This is a genomic window from Rhodococcus sp. NS-SX18, from assembly GCF_057367935.1.
Genome location: NZ_CM170633.1, coordinates 33,402 through 49,187 on the forward strand (window position 1 = coordinate 33,402; position 15,786 = coordinate 49,187).

Below are 15,786 nucleotides of genomic sequence, written 5' to 3' on the forward strand. Positions count from 1 at the left end.
AACATGACGAACCCCGGCTGGGGCCACGCGGCCGGCGGGGGCGGCCACCCGCCCCAGCCGCGGTGCGTCCGGCATCCCGATCGCCCGACGCTGCTCGCGTGCAGCCGATGCGGACGACCGGCCTGCCCCGACTGCCTGCGGTCCGCCGCGGTGGGTCAGCAGTGCGTCGACTGCGTCGCGGCCGCGCAGCGTGACGTCCCGCAGGCCCGCACCGTCGCGGGCGCACCCGCCCGGTCGCAGGCGAACACCCCGCTCGTGACGTACATCCTGATCGCGCTGAACACCGCAATCTTCGCGATCACCGCCGCCCAGTCCGGCAGCGTGATGAACAACGAGCGCTCGTCGAGCCTGTTCTTCGAGTGGGCGCTGTGGCCGCCGATGATCGCCGCTCGTGACGAGTACATCCGGGTGCTGGGCAGCGGATTCCTGCACTTCGGGGTGCTGCACCTCGCGGTCAACATGTTCGCGCTGTACGTGATCGGCCGAGACACCGAACTCGTCCTCGGCCGACTCCGGTACCTGGCCGTCTACCTGGTGTCGATTCTCGGCGGGTCCGCTGCGGTGATGCTGCTCGAGACCGACGCCGTGACCGCCGGCGCCTCCGGCGCCGTGTTCGGCCTGCTGGGAGCGCAGGCGGTGATCCTGATGCGGCTGCGGCGCAGCCCCGCGCCCGTGCTGGCGATCGTTGTCCTCAACGTCGTCATCAGCATCACCATCCCCGGCATCTCCCTGTGGGGACACCTCGGCGGCCTGGCCGCGGGTGCGGCGGCGACGGCGGCGCTGTTGTTCGCCCCGCGCGCACTGGGTGCGGGCGACGACCGCGCCCGCTTCGTCCGGACGGGATGGCTCGCGCTGGGCGGCGTCACGGTGGTCACCGTGCTGGTCCTCGCCCTGGCCGTCCTGCGCCTGCGGGCTCAGCTCGGGGTCTGATCCGGCGCCAGTCCCCGCACCGCGAGTGCGTCGTACACCGTGCGGGGATCGGTACCCAGGTCCCAGCGCCCGAAGATGAGCAGTTGCTCGTCGCCGTGGGGGTCGCGCACGTCGATCTCCAGCATCGGGACCCGCCGGCCGAGCCGCGGATACGCGACGATCCGTACCCGCGTCAGGGCTGCGCGGGGCAGCTCACGCCGTCCCGTCAGGCGGGTGACGGCCAGTCCGGCGTCGTCGGGAAGCACCTCGAGCCGCGGGCGTTGCCGGGCCGCGAGAGCCGCGACGACGAGTGCGACCGCGGCCGCGAGCCCGACGAGGGTGCGGCCGGCAGGATCGGGAGTCGTCGCCGCGGCCACCGCGAGCACGATGCCGCCCACCACCAGCGCGACGATCGCGAGCGGGGGTGTGGACCAGCGCAGGGGTTGTTCACCGGACACGGGGAGCTTTCCCCAGTTCGTCCACAGGTTTGTCCACAGGTGGGGATGAACTACACTCCTGTAACCTCACCGCCACCTCATGGTCATGATCAGGCCGACGATCATGAACCCGAAACCGATGAGGAAGTTGTACGCGCCGAGGTCGTTCATCCACGAGATCTGCTCGGCCGCGAGGTAGTAGACCACCAGCCAGGCCAGACCGATCAGCATGAAGCCGAGCATCACCGCGACGTACCAGGTGCTCGACGGTCCCGCCTTCACCTTCACGGGGGTGCGGCTCACCGGGTTGATCGTGTAGTCGGTCTTCTTCCGGACCTTCGACTTGGGCATGACGTCCTCGTTCGTGCGGTACCGCGCGGGGCGGACAGGTAGGTTGGGCAGCTACCTGGCGTGTACTACCAGTGCGTGTACTACCAGTGTGAGTACACGCTAACGCAGAATCCGGAACGGAGGGTCCACGTGTCGGACGGCCGGGCCCGCGCGCTCGGGTGGACTGCCGCCGCGCTGGCCGTGTGCCTGCTCGCCGGGTTGCTGCTCGGCACTACCCGCGGGGTCTCCGACGGCGAGGAACTGCGCGTGAGCGACTCCGCGCGGCTGTCCGACCTCGTGCGGGCAGCGCAGGCCAAGGCGGACGAGCTCGCCGCCACCCGCGACGACCTCGCGGGACGCGTCGCCGAGTTGCAGGCCCAGGCCGCGGCCACCGACGACGACGTCGCCGCGGTGCTCGCCGACATCTCCGGCCTCGAGGACCCGGCCGGGCTCACCGCACGACGGGGCCCGGGGGTCACCGTCAGCCTCACCGATGCGCCGCGCGGCGCCGACGGCAGGTATCCGACGGAGGCGTCGCCCGACGATCTCGTGGTGCACCAGCAGGACGTGCAGAGCGTGCTCAACGCGATGTGGGCCGGCGGGGCCGAGGCGATCGCGATGCAGGATCAGCGGCTCGTGGCGACCTCGGCGCCGCGGTGCATCGGCAACACCCTGCTGCTGCACGGCCGTACCTACTCTCCGCCGTACGTGATCACCGCGCTGGGCGACCCGGCGCGACTCGAGGCCGCCCTTGCGGCCGAGCCGGGCATCCGCGTGTACAAGCAGTACGCGGCGCGCTACGGGCTGGGCTACACGCAGCAGTCGTCGGAGTCGTTGTCGGTTCCGGCCTACACGGGCGGAGCAACGCTGCGCTGACGGGTCGGTACCCTTTCCGCATGCGCATCCTCGTCGTCGACAACTACGACAGCTTCGTCTTCAATCTCGTGCAGTACCTGGGGCAGCTCGGGACCCGGGCCGAAGTCTGGCGCAACGACGACGAGCGGCTCACCGGCGCAGCGGACCGGATCGCGGCCGAGTTCGACGGCATCCTCCTGAGCCCCGGGCCGGGCACGCCGCAGCGCGCCGGTGCGAGCATGGACCTCGTCCGGGCCTGCGCCGACGCGGGCACGCCGCTGCTCGGGGTCTGCCTCGGTCATCAGGCGATCGGTGCCGCCTTCGGGGCGACCGTGGACCGGGCCCCCGAGCTGCTGCACGGCAAGACCAGTTCGGTCTGGCACGACGGCACCGGCGTGCTGGCCGGCCTGCCGGATCCGTTCACCGCGACGCGCTACCACTCACTCACGGTGCTGCCCAACACGCTGCCGGACGAACTCGTCCCCACCGGATTCACCGAGAGCGGCATCGTCATGGCCCTGCGGCACCGCGAGCTGCCCGTCCACGGCGTCCAGTTCCACCCGGAATCGGTCCTCACGCAGGGCGGCCACCGGATGCTGGCGAACTGGCTCGGCGTGTGCGGTGAGGCACCGGACGAACCGCTGGTCGCCCGTCTCGAGGCGGAAGTGGCTCAGGCGCTCGCCGGGGGCGTCGCCTGAGCCGTCCGCACGGCATCCGAGCGCAGCTCAGCGGATACCCAGCACGCCCACACCCACGGTGATGGTCTCCGACTTGGAGATCTCCGACCCCGGCGGCTGCTGCTGGGCGATGACCTTGCCCACCAGCTCCGGGTCGAGGGTGGCCTCGCGGTTCTGCACGAGCTGTGCCGGCGAGCCCGTCCAGCCGGCCGCCCGCAGTTCCGCGAGTGCCTCGGACACCGTCCTGTTCGTCAACGCGGGCATCTCGATGCGGTTGCCGTTGGACACCTGGATGGTGACCGTGTCGCCCTCCGTCGCGCTGGTACCGCCCGCCGGGCTGCTCGACACCACCGTCCCGGTCGGCTGGCTGGAGTCGATCTCGTCGACCACGACGGTGAAACCGGCAGCCTCGATGTTGTCACGCGCCACCTCGGTGGCCTGACCCACGACGTTGGGCACTCGGATCTGCTCGGGTCCGCTGCCGAGCGTCACCCGCACCGCGCTGTCGCGGTCGGCGTCGGCTCCCGGGGCGGGGCTCTGGTCGACGACGGTGTCGCGTTCGGCCGCCGCCGACGGTGCGCGGGCCACGTTCGGATCGAGGCGCAGTCCGGCGTCGGTCAGGGCCTGCAGCGCCTCCTGCTGGTTCATGCCCGCCAGCCGCGGGATCTCCACCTGTTCGGGGCCGCTCGAGACCTCGAGGGTGACGGTGCTGCCCTCCTCGGCCTGGACCCCGGCGACCGGCCGGGTGTTGACGACGTTGCCGGTGGCGACCACGGCGTCGGGTTTCATCTGCACCGAGACTTCGAACCCGGCATCCTGCAGCCTGCTCTCCGCGATCTCCGCGGCGAGGTTGCGCACGTCGGGGACGGGGATCTGCGCGGCGGTCGATCCCGGGCCCGAGGTCCACAGGAACACCCCGACGATGCCGACGATCACGACCGCCGCCAGGCCCAGCAGCGTGTTGCGCAGCACCCGGGAGCGCTGGGGCGTCGCCACGGTCCCGCCGGCAGCGGCTGCGGCGGCCCCGCGGTCCGCGCCGTTGCGAGGTGTCCCGGCACCGTCGACGGCCCCGAGGATGGTGGTGCGGTCCTCGTCGGTCATCACCATGGGTGCGCTGGGCTTCTGGCCGCTCAGCACGCGGATCAGGTCGCTGCGCATCTCGGCGGCGCTCTGATACCGGTTGGCGGGGTTCTTCGCCATCGCCTTGAGGATCACCGAGTCCAGCTCCGGCGGGACGGCGGAGTTCACCGACGACGGCAGCGGCGGATCCTCCCGGACGTGCTGGTACGCGACGGCCACGGGGGAATCGCCCTGGAACGGCGGCTTACCGGTGAGGATCTCGAACAGGACGCAGCCCACCGAGTACACGTCGGAGCGGGCGTCGACCTGCTCACCGCGGGCCTGCTCCGGCGACAGGTACTGGGCGGTGCCGATCACCGCGGCGGTCTGCGTCATCGGGCTCGCGGCGTCCGAGATGGCCCGGGCGATGCCGAAGTCCATGACCTTCACCGCGCCGGAACGGGTGATCATGACGTTGGCAGGCTTGACGTCGCGGTGGACGATCATGTTGCGGTGGCTGAAGTCCAGGGCGGCGCACACGTCCGCCACGACCTCCATGGCCCGCTTCGGGGTCATCGGCCCCTGGGAGCGCACGATGTCGCGCAGCGTGTCGCCCTCGACGAACTCCATGACGATGTACGGCAGCGGGCCGGACTCGGTCTCCGCCTCACCGGTGTCGTACACGGCGACGATCGCCGGATGGTTCAACGCCGCGGCGTTCTGGGCTTCGCGGCGGAACCGGAGATAGAACGTGGGGTCGCGCGCGAGATCCGCGCGCAGCACCTTGATCGCCACCTCGCGGTCGAGCCGCAGATCCCGGGCCAGGTGCACCTCCGACATGCCACCGAAGCCGAGGATCTCACCCAACTCGTAGCGGGAAGAGAGCTTGCGGGGTGTGGTCATGACTGTCCTCGGGTGACTGGCTCGATCGGGGTGAACGGGTTGTCTATGGCTCCGGGTTCGAGACCACCCTCACCGTCACCTGGCAGGGAGACGGTGGTGGTGGTCGTCTCGGCCGTCGTCGTGGTGGCGGCTGTCGTCGTGGCCGTCGTCGTGGTGGGCGCCGTGGTGGTGGTCGGCGCCTCCGTCGTCGTCGGCGGTGGGGTGGTCGTCGTCGGCTCGGGGGTGGTCGTGGGGGCCTGCGTCGTGGTGGGGGGTGCCGTCGTGGTCGGCTCCACCGTCGTGGTGGTGGTCCGCGGCGGCCTCGTGGTGGTCGTCGTGGCACGGGTGGTGGTCGTCGGTGCCTGCGTGGTCGTGGACCGTGCGGGTCCCGCGTCCCCGGAATTGTCGCCGCCCAGCAGCACCAGCGCCAGCGCAACGAGTGCGAGGGCCACAGCCGCCCCGGCCGCCCAGGCGATGGCCTTCGGGCTCGGTGAGCGTTTGTCCCCGGACGGGGCGGAGCCGGTGGGGGGCTGGTCCCCGCCGTTCGCGTACGCCGGGGCGTAGTACGGCCGCGACGGCGGTGGCGGCGGGGTGGGCCCGAGCGCGCGGGTCGCGGCCGGGGACGTGGTGCCCGGCACGCCGGGCGGCAGGATCCGCGTGGCACCGGTGACCGGCGGCACGTTGCCCGGCGGCGGCACCGATCGGCCGGACCGCACGGCGGCGACGGCGTCGGCGAACTCGCCGCCGCTGGTGTACCGGTGCGCCGGGTCCTTCGTCATGGCGATCTCGATGAGCTCACGCACCCCCGCCGGCAGATCGGTGGGCAGCGGAGCGGGCGTCTCCTGCACATGCTTCATCGCGACGGTGACGACGCTGTCGCCGAGGAACGGCCGCCGGCCCGCGAGGGCCTCGTATCCGACGACGCCGAGCGAGTACACGTCGCTCGCCGACGTCGCCTCCTGGCCGAGGGCCTGCTCGGGGGCGATGTACTGGGCGGTGCCCATGACCATCCCGGTGCGCGTCACCGGTGACGCGTCGACGGCCTTGGCGATGCCGAAGTCGGTGATCTTGACCTGGCCGGTGGGGGTGATGAGGATGTTCCCGGGCTTGACGTCGCGGTGCACGACTCCGGCGTCGTGCGCCGCCTGCAGCGCCCGTCCGGTCTGTTCGAGCATGTCCAGGGTGTGCGGCAGCGACAGGCGGCCCACCCGGGCGAGCACGGCATTGAGGGGTTCGCCGTGCACCAGTTCCATCACCAGGTACGCGATGGACTGTCCCTCGGCGTCGGTGGTCTCGCCGTAGTCGAACACACCCGCGATGCCGGGGTGGTTGAGCTGTGCAGTGGTGCGCGCCTCGAACCGGAATCGGGTCAGGAAGTCCGCGTCGCCGGAAAGTTCGGCCTTGAGGACCTTCACCGCCACCCGGCGGTCGAGGCGGGTGTCGAGCCCTTCCCACACCTGTCCCATGCCACCGGTGGCGATGAGCCGTTGCAGCCGGTAACGGTCGGCGATCATGGCGCCGCTGTGCAAAGCCATAATCAGCCTCTCTGCATTCCCGCCGCGATCACGGCACGTCCGATCGGCGCGGCAACCGAGCCTCCCGTGGCGGCGAGAGCGCGGTCGCCGCCGTCCTCCACGATGACCGCCACGGCAACAGTGGGCTGCTGGGCAGGCGCAAAGGCGATATACCACGTGTGCGGGGGAGTGTTACGGGGGTCGTCGCCGTGCTCGGCGGTGCCGGTCTTCGACGCGATCTGGACCCCCGGGATCTTCCCCTCGCCGCCGGAGAAGTTCTCGGATCCGATCATCAGGTCGGTCAGGGTGGCCGCGACCTGCGGCGACATCGCCTGCCCGGCCGAGACCGGTGAGGTCTCCGCCAGCACCGACAGGTCCGGCGACTGCAACTGGGACACCAGGTGCGGCTGCATCCGGACGCCGCCGTTGGCGACGGTGGCGGCGATCACGGCGTTCTCCAGCGGGGTGAGTGCGACGTCACGCTGACCGATGCTGGACTGGCCCAGCGCGGCGCCGTCGGGGATCGGCCCGATCGTGCTCGCCGCGACGGGGACGGGGATGTCCACGGACTCCCCGATGCCGAGCGCCTCGGCCTGCTCGGCGAGGGCCTCCTTGCCGGTCTCGATGCCCATCTCGACGAAGGCGGTGTTGCAGGAGCGGGCGAAGGCTTCGCGCAGGGAGGCCGTGGGGCCGCCACCGCATGTCGCGCCGCCGTAGTTCTCCAGCGTGGTCGCGGTGTCGGGCAGCGTGATGTTGGGTGCGGCGGTGAACTGGTCGTCGGGGGTGGTACCCGCGGCGAGCGCCGCGGCGGTCACGACCACCTTGAAGGTCGAGCCCGGCGGGTAGGTCTGCGAGATGGCACGGTTGAGCATCGGTTTGTCGGGGTCGGCGTTGAGTTCCTCCCAGGCCTGCGAGGTGGCTGCGCCGTCGTGGCCGGAGAGCCGGTTGGGGTCGTAGCTCGGGGTGCTCACCATCGCCAGGATGCGACCGGTGCTCGGTTCGATGGCGACGACCGAGCCGGTGTAGCCCTTGGCGGTGAGTTCGTCGTACGCCACCTGCTGCATGACGGGGTCGATGGTGGTGACCACGTTGCCGCCGCGCGGGTCCCGTCCGGAGACCAGATCGAAGAAGCGCCGGCCGAACAGCCGGTTGTCGGACCCGTTGAGCACCTCGTCCTCGGTGCGCTCGAGCCCGGTGCTGCCGTACTGCATCGAGTAGAACCCGGTCACGGGTGCGTAGGCGAGCGGACTCGCCGGCTGCTCGGGGGCGGCCGGGTAGGTGCGCAGGTACTTGTAGCGGCTGTCGGTGGGGACCGACACCGCCAGGACCTGTCCGCTCGCGGAGATCTGTCCGCGCTGACGCGAGTACTCGTCGATGAGCACCCGCGAGTTACGCGGGTCGGTGCGCAGGTCGTCGGCTTTGATGACCTGGACGTAGGTGGCGTTGGCAAGCAGCGCGACGACCATGAACATCACCGCCATCGCGACTTTGCGGAGCGGTGTGTTCATCCGCGCCCCAGCATTTCCGTCGGCGCGTCCGCAATCGGTGGCGGTGCCTTCTTGCGTGGGGCGGCGGGCTCGCGGGCCGCGTTGGAGATCTTCACCAGCAGTGCCAGCAGGAGGTAGTTCGCCAGCAGCGACGAACCACCGTAGGACATGAACGGCGTGGTGAGACCGGTGAGCGGGATCAGCTTGGTGACGCCGCCGACGACGACGAACAGCTGGATCGCGATGGTGAACGACAGGCCGGCGGCCAGCAGCTTGCCGAAGCTGTCGCGGACGGCGAGCGCGGTGCGCAATCCCCTCGTGATCAGGATCAGGAAGAGGACGAGAATGGCACTGAGGCCGATGAGCCCGAGTTCCTCACCGATCGTGGCGACGATGAAGTCGGTCTTGGCGAACGGCACCTGCGCGGGACGTCCGCTGCCGAGTCCGGTGCCGGCGACACCGCCGGTGGCGAGACCGAACAACGACTGCGAGATCTGGTAGCCGGTGTTGTTGTAGTCGGCCAGCGGGTCGAGCCAGGTTTCCACGCGCACCCGCACGTGACCGAACATCTGGTACGCGAAGTAGAAGCCGACGACGAGCAAAGCGCCACCGATGAGCAGCCAGCCCACCCGTTCGGTCGCGATGTACAGCATCACCAGCACTGTGCCGAACAGCAGCAGCGACGTGCCGAGGTCCTTCTCGAACACCATGACGCCGATCGAGAGGATCCATGCCGCGAGGATCGGGCCCAGGTCGCGGGCGCGGGGGAAGTCCATGCCGAGCACGTGTTTGCCGGCGGTGGTGAACAGGTCGCGCTTGGCCACCAGCACGGACGCGAAGAAGATGATGAGCAGGATCTTGGCGAACTCGCCGGGCTGGATGCTGAATCCGGGCAGCCTGATCCAGATCTTGGCGCCGTTGACCTCGGAGAAGCGGGACGGCAGCAGGGCCGGTACGGCGAGCGCGACGAGGCCGATCAGGCCCAGGGTGTAGCTGAACCGGGCGAGGAGCCGGTAGTCGTGCAGCAGCGCCAGCACCGCGACGAAGCCGGCGATGGCGAGCGCCGTCCACAGCACCTGCTGGTTGGCGTCGGGGGAGGGGATCGGCTGACCGAGGTAGCGCGCGTTCTCCTCGTCGGCGAGGTCGAGCCGGTGGATCAGGACCAGGCCCAGGCCGTTGAGCAGCGCGACGATCGGCAGCAGCAGCGGGTCGGCGTAGGGCGCGAACCGGCGCACCGCCAGATGCGCGGCGAGGAACAGCACCGCGTACGTCAGCCCGTACTTGGCCAGGTCCATGGTCAGGGTCTGTTCCTGGCTGGCTTCGACCAGCATCAGCGACACCGTGGTGATCGCGATGGCGGCGACGATGAGCAGCAGCTCCGTGTTCCACCGCGTGGACACGGCGGGAGCCGGGGCGAAGCCTCCGGGAGGACTGGGGAAGGAGGCTCCGGGTGCGTGGGACACCGACATCAGGCGCCCACCCGGCAGTTCTGGCCCGGCACCTGCGGGACCGCCGGCTCGGGCGCCGGGGCCGGTGCGGGGGCGGGTGTCTCGGCGGATGCGGGTTCCGACGCGGGAGCCGCCGGAGGGGCCGGGGCGGGGGCCGGCTCGGGCGCCGGAGCCGGGGCGGGCAACGGAGCCGCCTGTTCCTCGACGCACACCGGGAGCAGGTCGTTTTCCGCGAGCCGGTTCATCTGCGTGCGCGCGTCGTCGAGAGACCCGGACGGCAGGCCCGCCCGCACCTGCTCACGGGCCGCCGGCTGCAGATCGTCGACCAGCATGACGCGGCAGTCCGCCTCCTGCGGAGAGGTCAGGGTCAACGTTCCGTCGTCGGCGAGACAGCCGACGAGGGACTGTTCCTGCAGGGAGTAGCCGAGGATGTTGCCGGGCACGCCGCGCAGCACCGTGACACGGCCGTCGTCGTCGCCGACGTAGTAGTAGCTGCGGATCATCGTCCGGCCCACGGCCGCACCGGCGACGAGCAGTCCGAGCACCACGATCGCGACGAGCGGCCACCACATCCGGCTGCGCTTGCGCGCGGGCTCGGGATCCTTCTGCACGACGACACGCTTGGGCGTGGCGCGGGGCGGACGCATCGCGGCGGCACGGCCCGCGGCGGTGTTGGGCGGCGGGGTGTCCTCGTCGTCCCCCGAGGCGGCACCGGCGACGATCGGATGGCTCTGTCCGTAGTCGAGATCGATGACGTCGGCGACGACGACGGTGACGTTGTCGGGTCCGCCGCTGCGCAGGGCGAGTTCGATGAGCCGATCGGCGCACTCGTCGTGCGTGCCTTCGCTCATGGTGTTGGCGATGGTCTCGTCGCTGACGACGTCGGACAGGCCGTCGGAGCAGATGAGGTAGCGGTCGCCGGCGCGTGCCTCGCGCACGGTGAGGGTCGGTTCGACCTCGCTGCCGGTGAGAGCGCGCATGATGAGCGAGCGCTGCGGGTGGCTGTGTGCCTGCTCGGGCGTGATGCGTCCCTCGTCGACGAGGGACTGCACGAAGGTGTCGTCGCGGGTGATCTGGGTGAGCTGGCCCTCGCGCAGCAGGTAGGCACGCGAATCGCCGATGTGGGCGAGGCCGAGTTTGCTGCCGGCGAAGAGGATGGCGGTGAGCGTGGTGCCCATGCCGTCGAGTTCGGGTTCCTCCTCGACCTGATCCGCGATGGCGGCGTTGCCCTCGCGCACGGCGGCGGCGAGCTTGCCGAGCAGGTCCCCGCCGGGTTCGTCGTCGTCGAGGTGGGCGAGAGCCGCGATCATCAGTTGCGAGGCGACCTCGCCGGCGGCGTGGCCGCCCATGCCGTCGGCGAGGGCGAGCAGGCGAGCCCCCGCGTACACGGAATCTTCGTTGTTGGAACGCACCAGGCCACGGTCGCTCCGGGCGGCGTATCGCAGTACAAGGGTCACGGGCGGAGCTCGATCACGGTCTTCCCGACCCGGACAGGAGTGCCCAGGGGTACGCGGACGGCGGTGGTGACCTTGGCACGGTCCAGATACGTGCCGTTGGTCGAGCCCAGATCCTCGACGTACCAGTCCGACCCGCGCTGCGACAGGCGGGCGTGCCGGGTGGATGCGTAGTCGTCGGTGAGGACCAGGGTCGAGTCGTCGGCCCGGCCGATCAGGACCGGTTGGGAACCGAGCGTGATGCGGGTGCCTGCGAGAGCGCCCTGGGTCACCACCAGGTACTTCGCCGACTTGCCGCGGCCCAGCGACGGCAGCACCGACTGGTTGCGCGGCGAGTAGCGCGGGACCGGACGTGCGGCACCGGCGTAGATGTCCGATCGCAGCGTGCGCAGGATCGCCCAGATGAACAACCACAGCAGGAGCAGGAACCCCGCCCGGGTCAGCTGCAGAATCAGCCCCTGCACGGCTCGCCCTCCTTCTGCGTATCGGCCCGGTGCGGTGTCGTCCGGTGCACTGCGGTCACCCACAATACGGACCCCGGGCGACGAGACGCATCGTCCGGCGCGTCGCCGACGCGTCGGATGGGTCTCGGGCCGGTTCCGATCGGGTCTCGGTCCTCGGCGCTCAGAGAATGCGCACCAGGATCTCCGAGTGACCCGCCCGGATCACATCGCCGTCGGCGAGCTGCCAGTCCTGCACGGACGCACCGTTGACGGTGGTGCCGTTGGTCGAGCCGAGATCCGAGAGCATGGCCACCTGTCCGTCCCAGCGGATGTCGATGTGGCGGCGGGAGACGCCGGTGTCCGGCAGCCGGAACTGGGCGTCCTGCCCACGTCCGACGATGTTGCTGCCCTCCCGGAGCTGGTAGTAGCGTCCGCTGCCGTCCTCGAGCTGGAGCGTCGCGGTCAGCACCCGGCCGGCCTGCGGAGGCTGGTACGCACCGGCGCCGTAGCCCTGGTCTGCGTATCCCTGCTCGGGGTAGCCCGGCTGTCCGTAACCCGGGTCCGCGTACCCCTGGTCGGGGTAGCCCTGTCCGGCATATCCCTGCTGGCCGTAGCCCTGATCCGGGTAGCCCTGGTCGTAACCACCGGGCTGGGCGTATCCGCCCTGGTAGCGGTCGTCGCCGTAGGCCTGCTGGGACGGGTACTGCGGTGAGTAGTCACGGCCGTAGTCCTGGCTGTACGCCTGTCCGGAGTAGCCGCCGTAACCCCGGTCTTCGCCGTAGCCCTGCTGGTCGTGCCCGCCGGGCGCGCCGTAGCCCTGCTGGTCGTACCCGCCGGCGTCGTAACCGCCCTGCTGCTCGCCGCCGTACGGTGCCTGCGCGGAGGGATACCCCCCGCCGTTCCGCTGGCCCTGCTGGTAGCGCTGATCCTGGCCTACGTGTGCGTGACCGTTCCGCGCGTACTGCGGCTCGGCGCTCTCGGCGGGGTCACGGCTTGGGTCGTAGCCTGGATTCTGCGTCATCGAGCCAACTCCTGGGTCGGGGGTCACGGTTGAACGGTGGTGCGGTGTCCGTGAGGCCGGGGCGCGCCCGACGTCGGGGTCGACCGACCCGTGCGTGCGGAACTGCCCGGTGTGCAGCGCCGCCGACGATTCGAATCCGACCTGGATCTGACCGTAGGTCTGCCACCCCTGCTCGCGGATGAAGTCCTCAAGGTGACGCGCGAACGCCTTCACCGTCAAGTCCCGATCCGCGGCGAGGGCTTCGTGATCGGATTCGCTGATCGTGATCACGTACCGGTTGGGGGCCAGCATGTGGCCCCGGTCGAGCTGCTGGACGCCGTCGGTGGCCTCGCGCTGGAGCGCGGCCTCCACCTCCTGCGGGACGACGCCGCCACCGAAGACGCGCGCGAACACGTCGCTGACGGCAGCCTGCAGCTTGCGTTCGAATCGCTGCGCGATACCCACGACGACCCCCTTTCCGGTCTGCGTGTCGCAATGCAGAGCTCGCTTCTGAATGGTATCGACTTTTCGTCCGATCCGGCCGGGTGGTGGTGGCGGCCCCGCTCCCACGGCCCGGCGCAGCGTCCGGAAAGGCCTCTGTGCAGGCGAATCGTTGTTCGCCGAGGGGGTGTGTTACTGTTTTCCAGTCGCTCGGGCGAGTGGCGGAATGGCAGACGCGCTGGCTTCAGGTGCCAGTGTCCTTCGGGACGTGGGGGTTCAAGTCCCCCTTCGCCCACCACATCGGGCCCCCGATCCTCGCGGATCGGGGGCCCGAGTCGTTGTCGGGCCGCTCGGTGTGTCCGCTCAGGATCCGGACGTCGCGAAGCGCGCCCGCAGGTTCGCGATCATGCAGTGCAGCTCTCGTTGGGTCTCGCGTAACCGCCGGACCTCCGACTCGTATCGCTGTGCGGCGGCGACGGAGCCGCTGCCGCGTTCGATCCGTGCGCAGGTCTCGGCGGTCGTGAGTGCCGCGCTGACGCTGTCGTTCTCGCGATGGAGGATGCCGAGGAACACCTGCCCCTGGTGGACGTCGGCGACGGTGTGCTCGTCGGCGGCGGCCGCGAGATCCGTCAGGCTCGTCGCGCCGTGGCGTGGGTTCGGGACTGCGGTGCGGGTCGTGCTCATGGCGAGCAGTCTGGCATCTCGGATCGCATTACATGCAGGATGCACGGTCTGTTCTGCCCGATTCGGGACGTTTTCCCAGATAGTTGAGTGTTCAATCAGTCGTTACGTGACGGACGTCTCCGCGCAACTGTCCACGGGACGGTTCCCGGTGTCGGCCAGGGTCAAACCTGCTGTGACTCACTTCACGGAACTTTTGTTTCCGTACCCTAACAACTGCCTGTTACCCTTTCGATACCGCTGACCGCAGCTGATTTACTCGCTGCGGTCAGTTGTTATTTGTGGGGTTGTCACTTTCCCGTGGGGACGGGGATGTCGACGGATCCGCGAGACGCCCCGCAGCCTGCTGTGAGCCGAGAGGGAGGATCTCGCGGCATCGGCCGAGTGGGTTCGACGACAACCTCCCGCTGGACGCGGAATCCGTCCGCTCACCGCCGCTGTGGCCGACCTCGAAGTTGTCCACAGCCCGGCCCACAGGTTTCGCCCGCGCTCAGATTCCGGTGGTGCCCCGCGGATACGCCGCAGCGACGTCCGTCAGCACGTTCACCAGGTACGGCACCCCGGACGCGAATGCCCGGTCCAGCGCCGGACCGAGCTCCCGCGGATCCGTCACCAGCTCGCCGCCCGCGCCCAGCGCCGTCGCCACCAGGTCGTACCGCGTGCCGGGTGCCAGGTCGGCGGCCACGTCGTAGCCGTACAGCAGCTGCATCGGGCCCTTCTCCAGCCCCCACGCCGAGTTGTTGCCCACCACGATCACCACGGGCAGTTCGTGCCGCACCAGGGTGTCGAGGTCCATCAGGGACAGCCCGGCCGCGCCGTCGCCGAGCAACAGCACCACCTGACTCGCCGGCCGTGCCACGCGCGCCGCGACGGCCGCGCCGAGCCCGGCGCCCAGACATCCGTACGGCCCGGGATCGAGCCACTGGCCGGGCCGCTTCGGTTCGACGAACTTGCCCGCGAACGACACGAAGTCGCCACCGTCCCCGATGACCACGGCGTCGTCGGCCAGCCGCGGCAGCAGTTCCCCGTAGATCCGGGCCGGGTGGATCGGGTCGGTGTCGGCAGCCAGAAGGGTCGCGTCGCGCTGAGCGGCGGCCGTCGCTTCCTCGCGCAGGCCCCGCACCCAGGCGTCCGTGTCCGGACGCGAGGGCAGCGCCGAGAGGATGCCGTCGAGGCAGGCCGTGAGATCGCCGGATACCGAGGCGGCGAGTTCGGCGTGTGCCGACACCTGCCCCGGTGAGTCGGCCACGTGCACCACCCGGGCCGCGGGCGCGCCGTCGCGTCCACCGAACCGGCCGTAGCCGAGGCGGAAGTCCAGCGGCGTGCCCACGACGATCGCCAGATCGCAGGTCCCCACCGCGGTGCCGCGGGCCTTGGTGACGAGTAGTGGGTGCCCACCGGGGACCACGCCCCGGCCCATGCCGTTGGTGATCACCGGGATCCCGACCTCGTCGACGAACCGCAGCGCCGCCTCCTCGGCGTGATCGGCCCACACGTCGGTGCCCAGCACGAGCAACGGCCGCTGCGCCCCGGCGAGCAGGGCGGCGATCTCCGCCTGTGCCTCGGAATCGGGCTCGAGCCGGACCACGGTCGGCGGCGACGGCGACGGCAGCGTGGCACGTCCGAACAGTTCGTCCATCGGCACGTCCACGAATGCCGGCCCCCGGTGCGACGCGCGGGCCGTACCGAACGCCTCGTCGACCAGTGGACCCACGCGGTCCAGCGTCCTCGCCGTCTCGGACAGCTTGGTGACGGTGGACAGCAGCGGCGGCTGGTCGAGTTCCTGCAGGCTGCCCGTGCCCCAGCGGGCGTTGGGTGCGCGGCCGCCGAGCACGACCAGCGGTGAACCCGCGAAGTACGCCTGGGTGACGGCACTGACACCGTTCGTCACTCCGGGCCCGGCGGTGAGCACGGCCAGTCCGGGGTGCCGGAGGAGCTTGCCCGTGGCCTCCGCGGCGAACACCGCGGTCTGCTCGTGTCGCACGTCGATCAACCGCATGCGTGCCGCGCCTTTGACGGCGGCGTCGTACAGGGGGAACACGTGCGCGCCGGAAAGGGTGAACATCGTCTCGACACCGTGGGCGCGGGCCACCGCAGCGGCGTGGTCGCCGCCGTGGCCCTCGAGGTCCGGGCTCATGGCGCGAAGGGTACGGGTGCGGGCAGTGCCGT

General features: G+C 70.5%; 14 protein-coding genes and 1 tRNA gene. 4 read left to right on the plus strand and 11 right to left on the minus strand.

The genetic code is table 11. The annotated features are described in order from the left end of the window. Window positions 1-3: 3 nt before the first annotated feature. Window positions 4-930: a rhomboid family intramembrane serine protease gene (locus tag AC2IPW_RS00160; protein ID WP_003936618.1), complete on the plus strand. Its 927-nt coding sequence runs from the start codon at window positions 4-6 to the stop codon at window positions 928-930. Here the strand turns inward: AC2IPW_RS00160 and AC2IPW_RS00165 are convergent. Then, the gene (locus AC2IPW_RS00165) at window positions 915-1,367 is read right to left on the minus strand and encodes a PH domain-containing protein (RefSeq protein ID WP_003936617.1); all 453 of its coding nucleotides are present in this window, start codon (window positions 1,365-1,367) and stop codon (window positions 915-917) included. The genes AC2IPW_RS00160 and AC2IPW_RS00165 overlap by 16 nt on opposite strands. A 66-nt stretch (window positions 1,368-1,433) precedes the next feature. Beyond that, complete coding sequence (gene crgA / locus AC2IPW_RS00170) at window positions 1,434-1,697, minus strand: cell division protein CrgA (protein WP_003936616.1); 264 nt, start codon at window positions 1,695-1,697, stop codon at window positions 1,434-1,436. A 129-nt stretch (window positions 1,698-1,826) separates the two neighbouring features. On the opposite strand from crgA, the gene AC2IPW_RS00175 reads away from it, so the two are divergent. Continuing rightward, window positions 1,827-2,552 carry a DUF881 domain-containing protein gene (locus AC2IPW_RS00175; protein WP_003936615.1) on the plus strand — a complete coding sequence of 242 codons (726 nt, stop codon included), beginning with the start codon at window positions 1,827-1,829 and terminating at the stop codon, window positions 2,550-2,552. A gap of 20 nt (window positions 2,553-2,572) precedes the next feature. Continuing rightward, window positions 2,573-3,229 carry an aminodeoxychorismate/anthranilate synthase component II gene (locus AC2IPW_RS00180; protein ID WP_003936614.1) on the plus strand — a complete coding sequence of 219 codons (657 nt, stop codon included), beginning with the start codon at window positions 2,573-2,575 and terminating at the stop codon, window positions 3,227-3,229. A 27-nt stretch (window positions 3,230-3,256) separates the two neighbouring features. On the opposite strand, the gene pknB is transcribed toward AC2IPW_RS00180, so the two are convergent. From pknB to AC2IPW_RS00215, 7 genes are all read right to left on the minus strand, one after another. Continuing rightward, a complete protein-coding gene (gene pknB, locus AC2IPW_RS00185) occupies window positions 3,257-5,170 on the minus strand; it encodes a Stk1 family PASTA domain-containing Ser/Thr kinase (protein ID WP_486375980.1) in 1,914 nt (637 codons plus the stop codon). Next, complete coding sequence (locus AC2IPW_RS00190) at window positions 5,167-6,684, minus strand: serine/threonine-protein kinase (RefSeq protein ID WP_416062326.1); 1,518 nt, start codon at window positions 6,682-6,684, stop codon at window positions 5,167-5,169. The genes pknB and AC2IPW_RS00190 overlap by 4 nt, the downstream gene beginning before the upstream one ends. Window positions 6,685-6,686: 2 nt before the next feature. Next, a complete protein-coding gene (locus AC2IPW_RS00195; RefSeq protein WP_450120489.1) occupies window positions 6,687-8,171 on the minus strand; it encodes a peptidoglycan D,D-transpeptidase FtsI family protein in 1,485 nt (494 codons plus the stop codon). After that, window positions 8,168-9,619: an FtsW/RodA/SpoVE family cell cycle protein gene (locus AC2IPW_RS00200; RefSeq protein WP_486375981.1), complete on the minus strand. Its 1,452-nt coding sequence runs from the start codon at window positions 9,617-9,619 to the stop codon at window positions 8,168-8,170. The genes AC2IPW_RS00195 and AC2IPW_RS00200 overlap by 4 nt, the downstream gene beginning before the upstream one ends. Continuing rightward, window positions 9,619-11,055: a PP2C family protein-serine/threonine phosphatase gene (locus AC2IPW_RS00205; RefSeq protein WP_003936609.1), complete on the minus strand. Its 1,437-nt coding sequence runs from the start codon at window positions 11,053-11,055 to the stop codon at window positions 9,619-9,621. Before AC2IPW_RS00205 ends, AC2IPW_RS00200 begins: the two co-directional genes overlap by 1 nt. After that, complete coding sequence (locus tag AC2IPW_RS00210; protein WP_003936608.1) at window positions 11,052-11,516, minus strand: FHA domain-containing protein FhaB/FipA; 465 nt, start codon at window positions 11,514-11,516, stop codon at window positions 11,052-11,054. The genes AC2IPW_RS00205 and AC2IPW_RS00210 overlap by 4 nt, the downstream gene beginning before the upstream one ends. 160 nt (window positions 11,517-11,676) lie before the next feature. Next, on the minus strand, window positions 11,677-12,960 hold the full coding sequence (locus tag AC2IPW_RS00215; protein ID WP_003936607.1) for an FhaA domain-containing protein: 1,284 nt from the start codon (window positions 12,958-12,960) through the stop codon (window positions 11,677-11,679). 188 nt (window positions 12,961-13,148) lie between these two features. On the opposite strand from AC2IPW_RS00215, the gene AC2IPW_RS00220 reads away from it, so the two are divergent. Beyond that, window positions 13,149-13,234, plus strand: a tRNA-Leu gene (locus AC2IPW_RS00220). 65 nt (window positions 13,235-13,299) lie between these two features. Here the strand turns inward: AC2IPW_RS00220 and AC2IPW_RS00225 are convergent. Both AC2IPW_RS00225 and AC2IPW_RS00230 read right to left on the minus strand, forming a co-directional pair. Next, window positions 13,300-13,620: a hypothetical protein gene (locus AC2IPW_RS00225; protein WP_003936606.1), complete on the minus strand. Its 321-nt coding sequence runs from the start codon at window positions 13,618-13,620 to the stop codon at window positions 13,300-13,302. Between the two features lie 487 nt (window positions 13,621-14,107). Further along, window positions 14,108-15,754 (minus strand): acetolactate synthase, encoded by a 1,647-nt coding sequence (locus AC2IPW_RS00230; protein WP_003936605.1) that lies wholly within the window; start codon window positions 15,752-15,754, stop codon window positions 14,108-14,110. Between the last annotated feature and the right edge of the window lie 32 nt (window positions 15,755-15,786).

Excerpts from the sequence above, each read along its gene's own strand:
- AC2IPW_RS00200 (WP_486375981.1), bottom strand. The coding sequence starts at position 9,619 with ATGTCGGTGTCCCACGCACCCGGAGCCTCCTTCCCCAGTCCTCCCGGA.
- AC2IPW_RS00195 (WP_450120489.1), bottom strand. The coding sequence starts at position 8,171 with ATGAACACACCGCTCCGCAAAGTCGCGATGGCGGTGATGTTCATGGTC.
- AC2IPW_RS00190 (WP_416062326.1), bottom strand. The coding sequence starts at position 6,684 with ATGGCTTTGCACAGCGGCGCCATGATCGCCGACCGTTACCGGCTGCAA.
- AC2IPW_RS00160 (WP_003936618.1), top strand. The coding sequence starts at position 4 with ATGACGAACCCCGGCTGGGGCCACGCGGCCGGCGGGGGCGGCCACCCG.
- AC2IPW_RS00230 (WP_003936605.1), bottom strand. The coding sequence starts at position 15,754 with ATGAGCCCGGACCTCGAGGGCCACGGCGGCGACCACGCCGCTGCGGTG.
- pknB (WP_486375980.1), bottom strand. The coding sequence starts at position 5,170 with ATGACCACACCCCGCAAGCTCTCTTCCCGCTACGAGTTGGGTGAGATC.
- AC2IPW_RS00180 (WP_003936614.1), top strand. The coding sequence starts at position 2,573 with ATGCGCATCCTCGTCGTCGACAACTACGACAGCTTCGTCTTCAATCTC.
- crgA (WP_003936616.1), bottom strand. The coding sequence starts at position 1,697 with ATGCCCAAGTCGAAGGTCCGGAAGAAGACCGACTACACGATCAACCCG.
- AC2IPW_RS00225 (WP_003936606.1), bottom strand. The coding sequence starts at position 13,620 with ATGAGCACGACCCGCACCGCAGTCCCGAACCCACGCCACGGCGCGACG.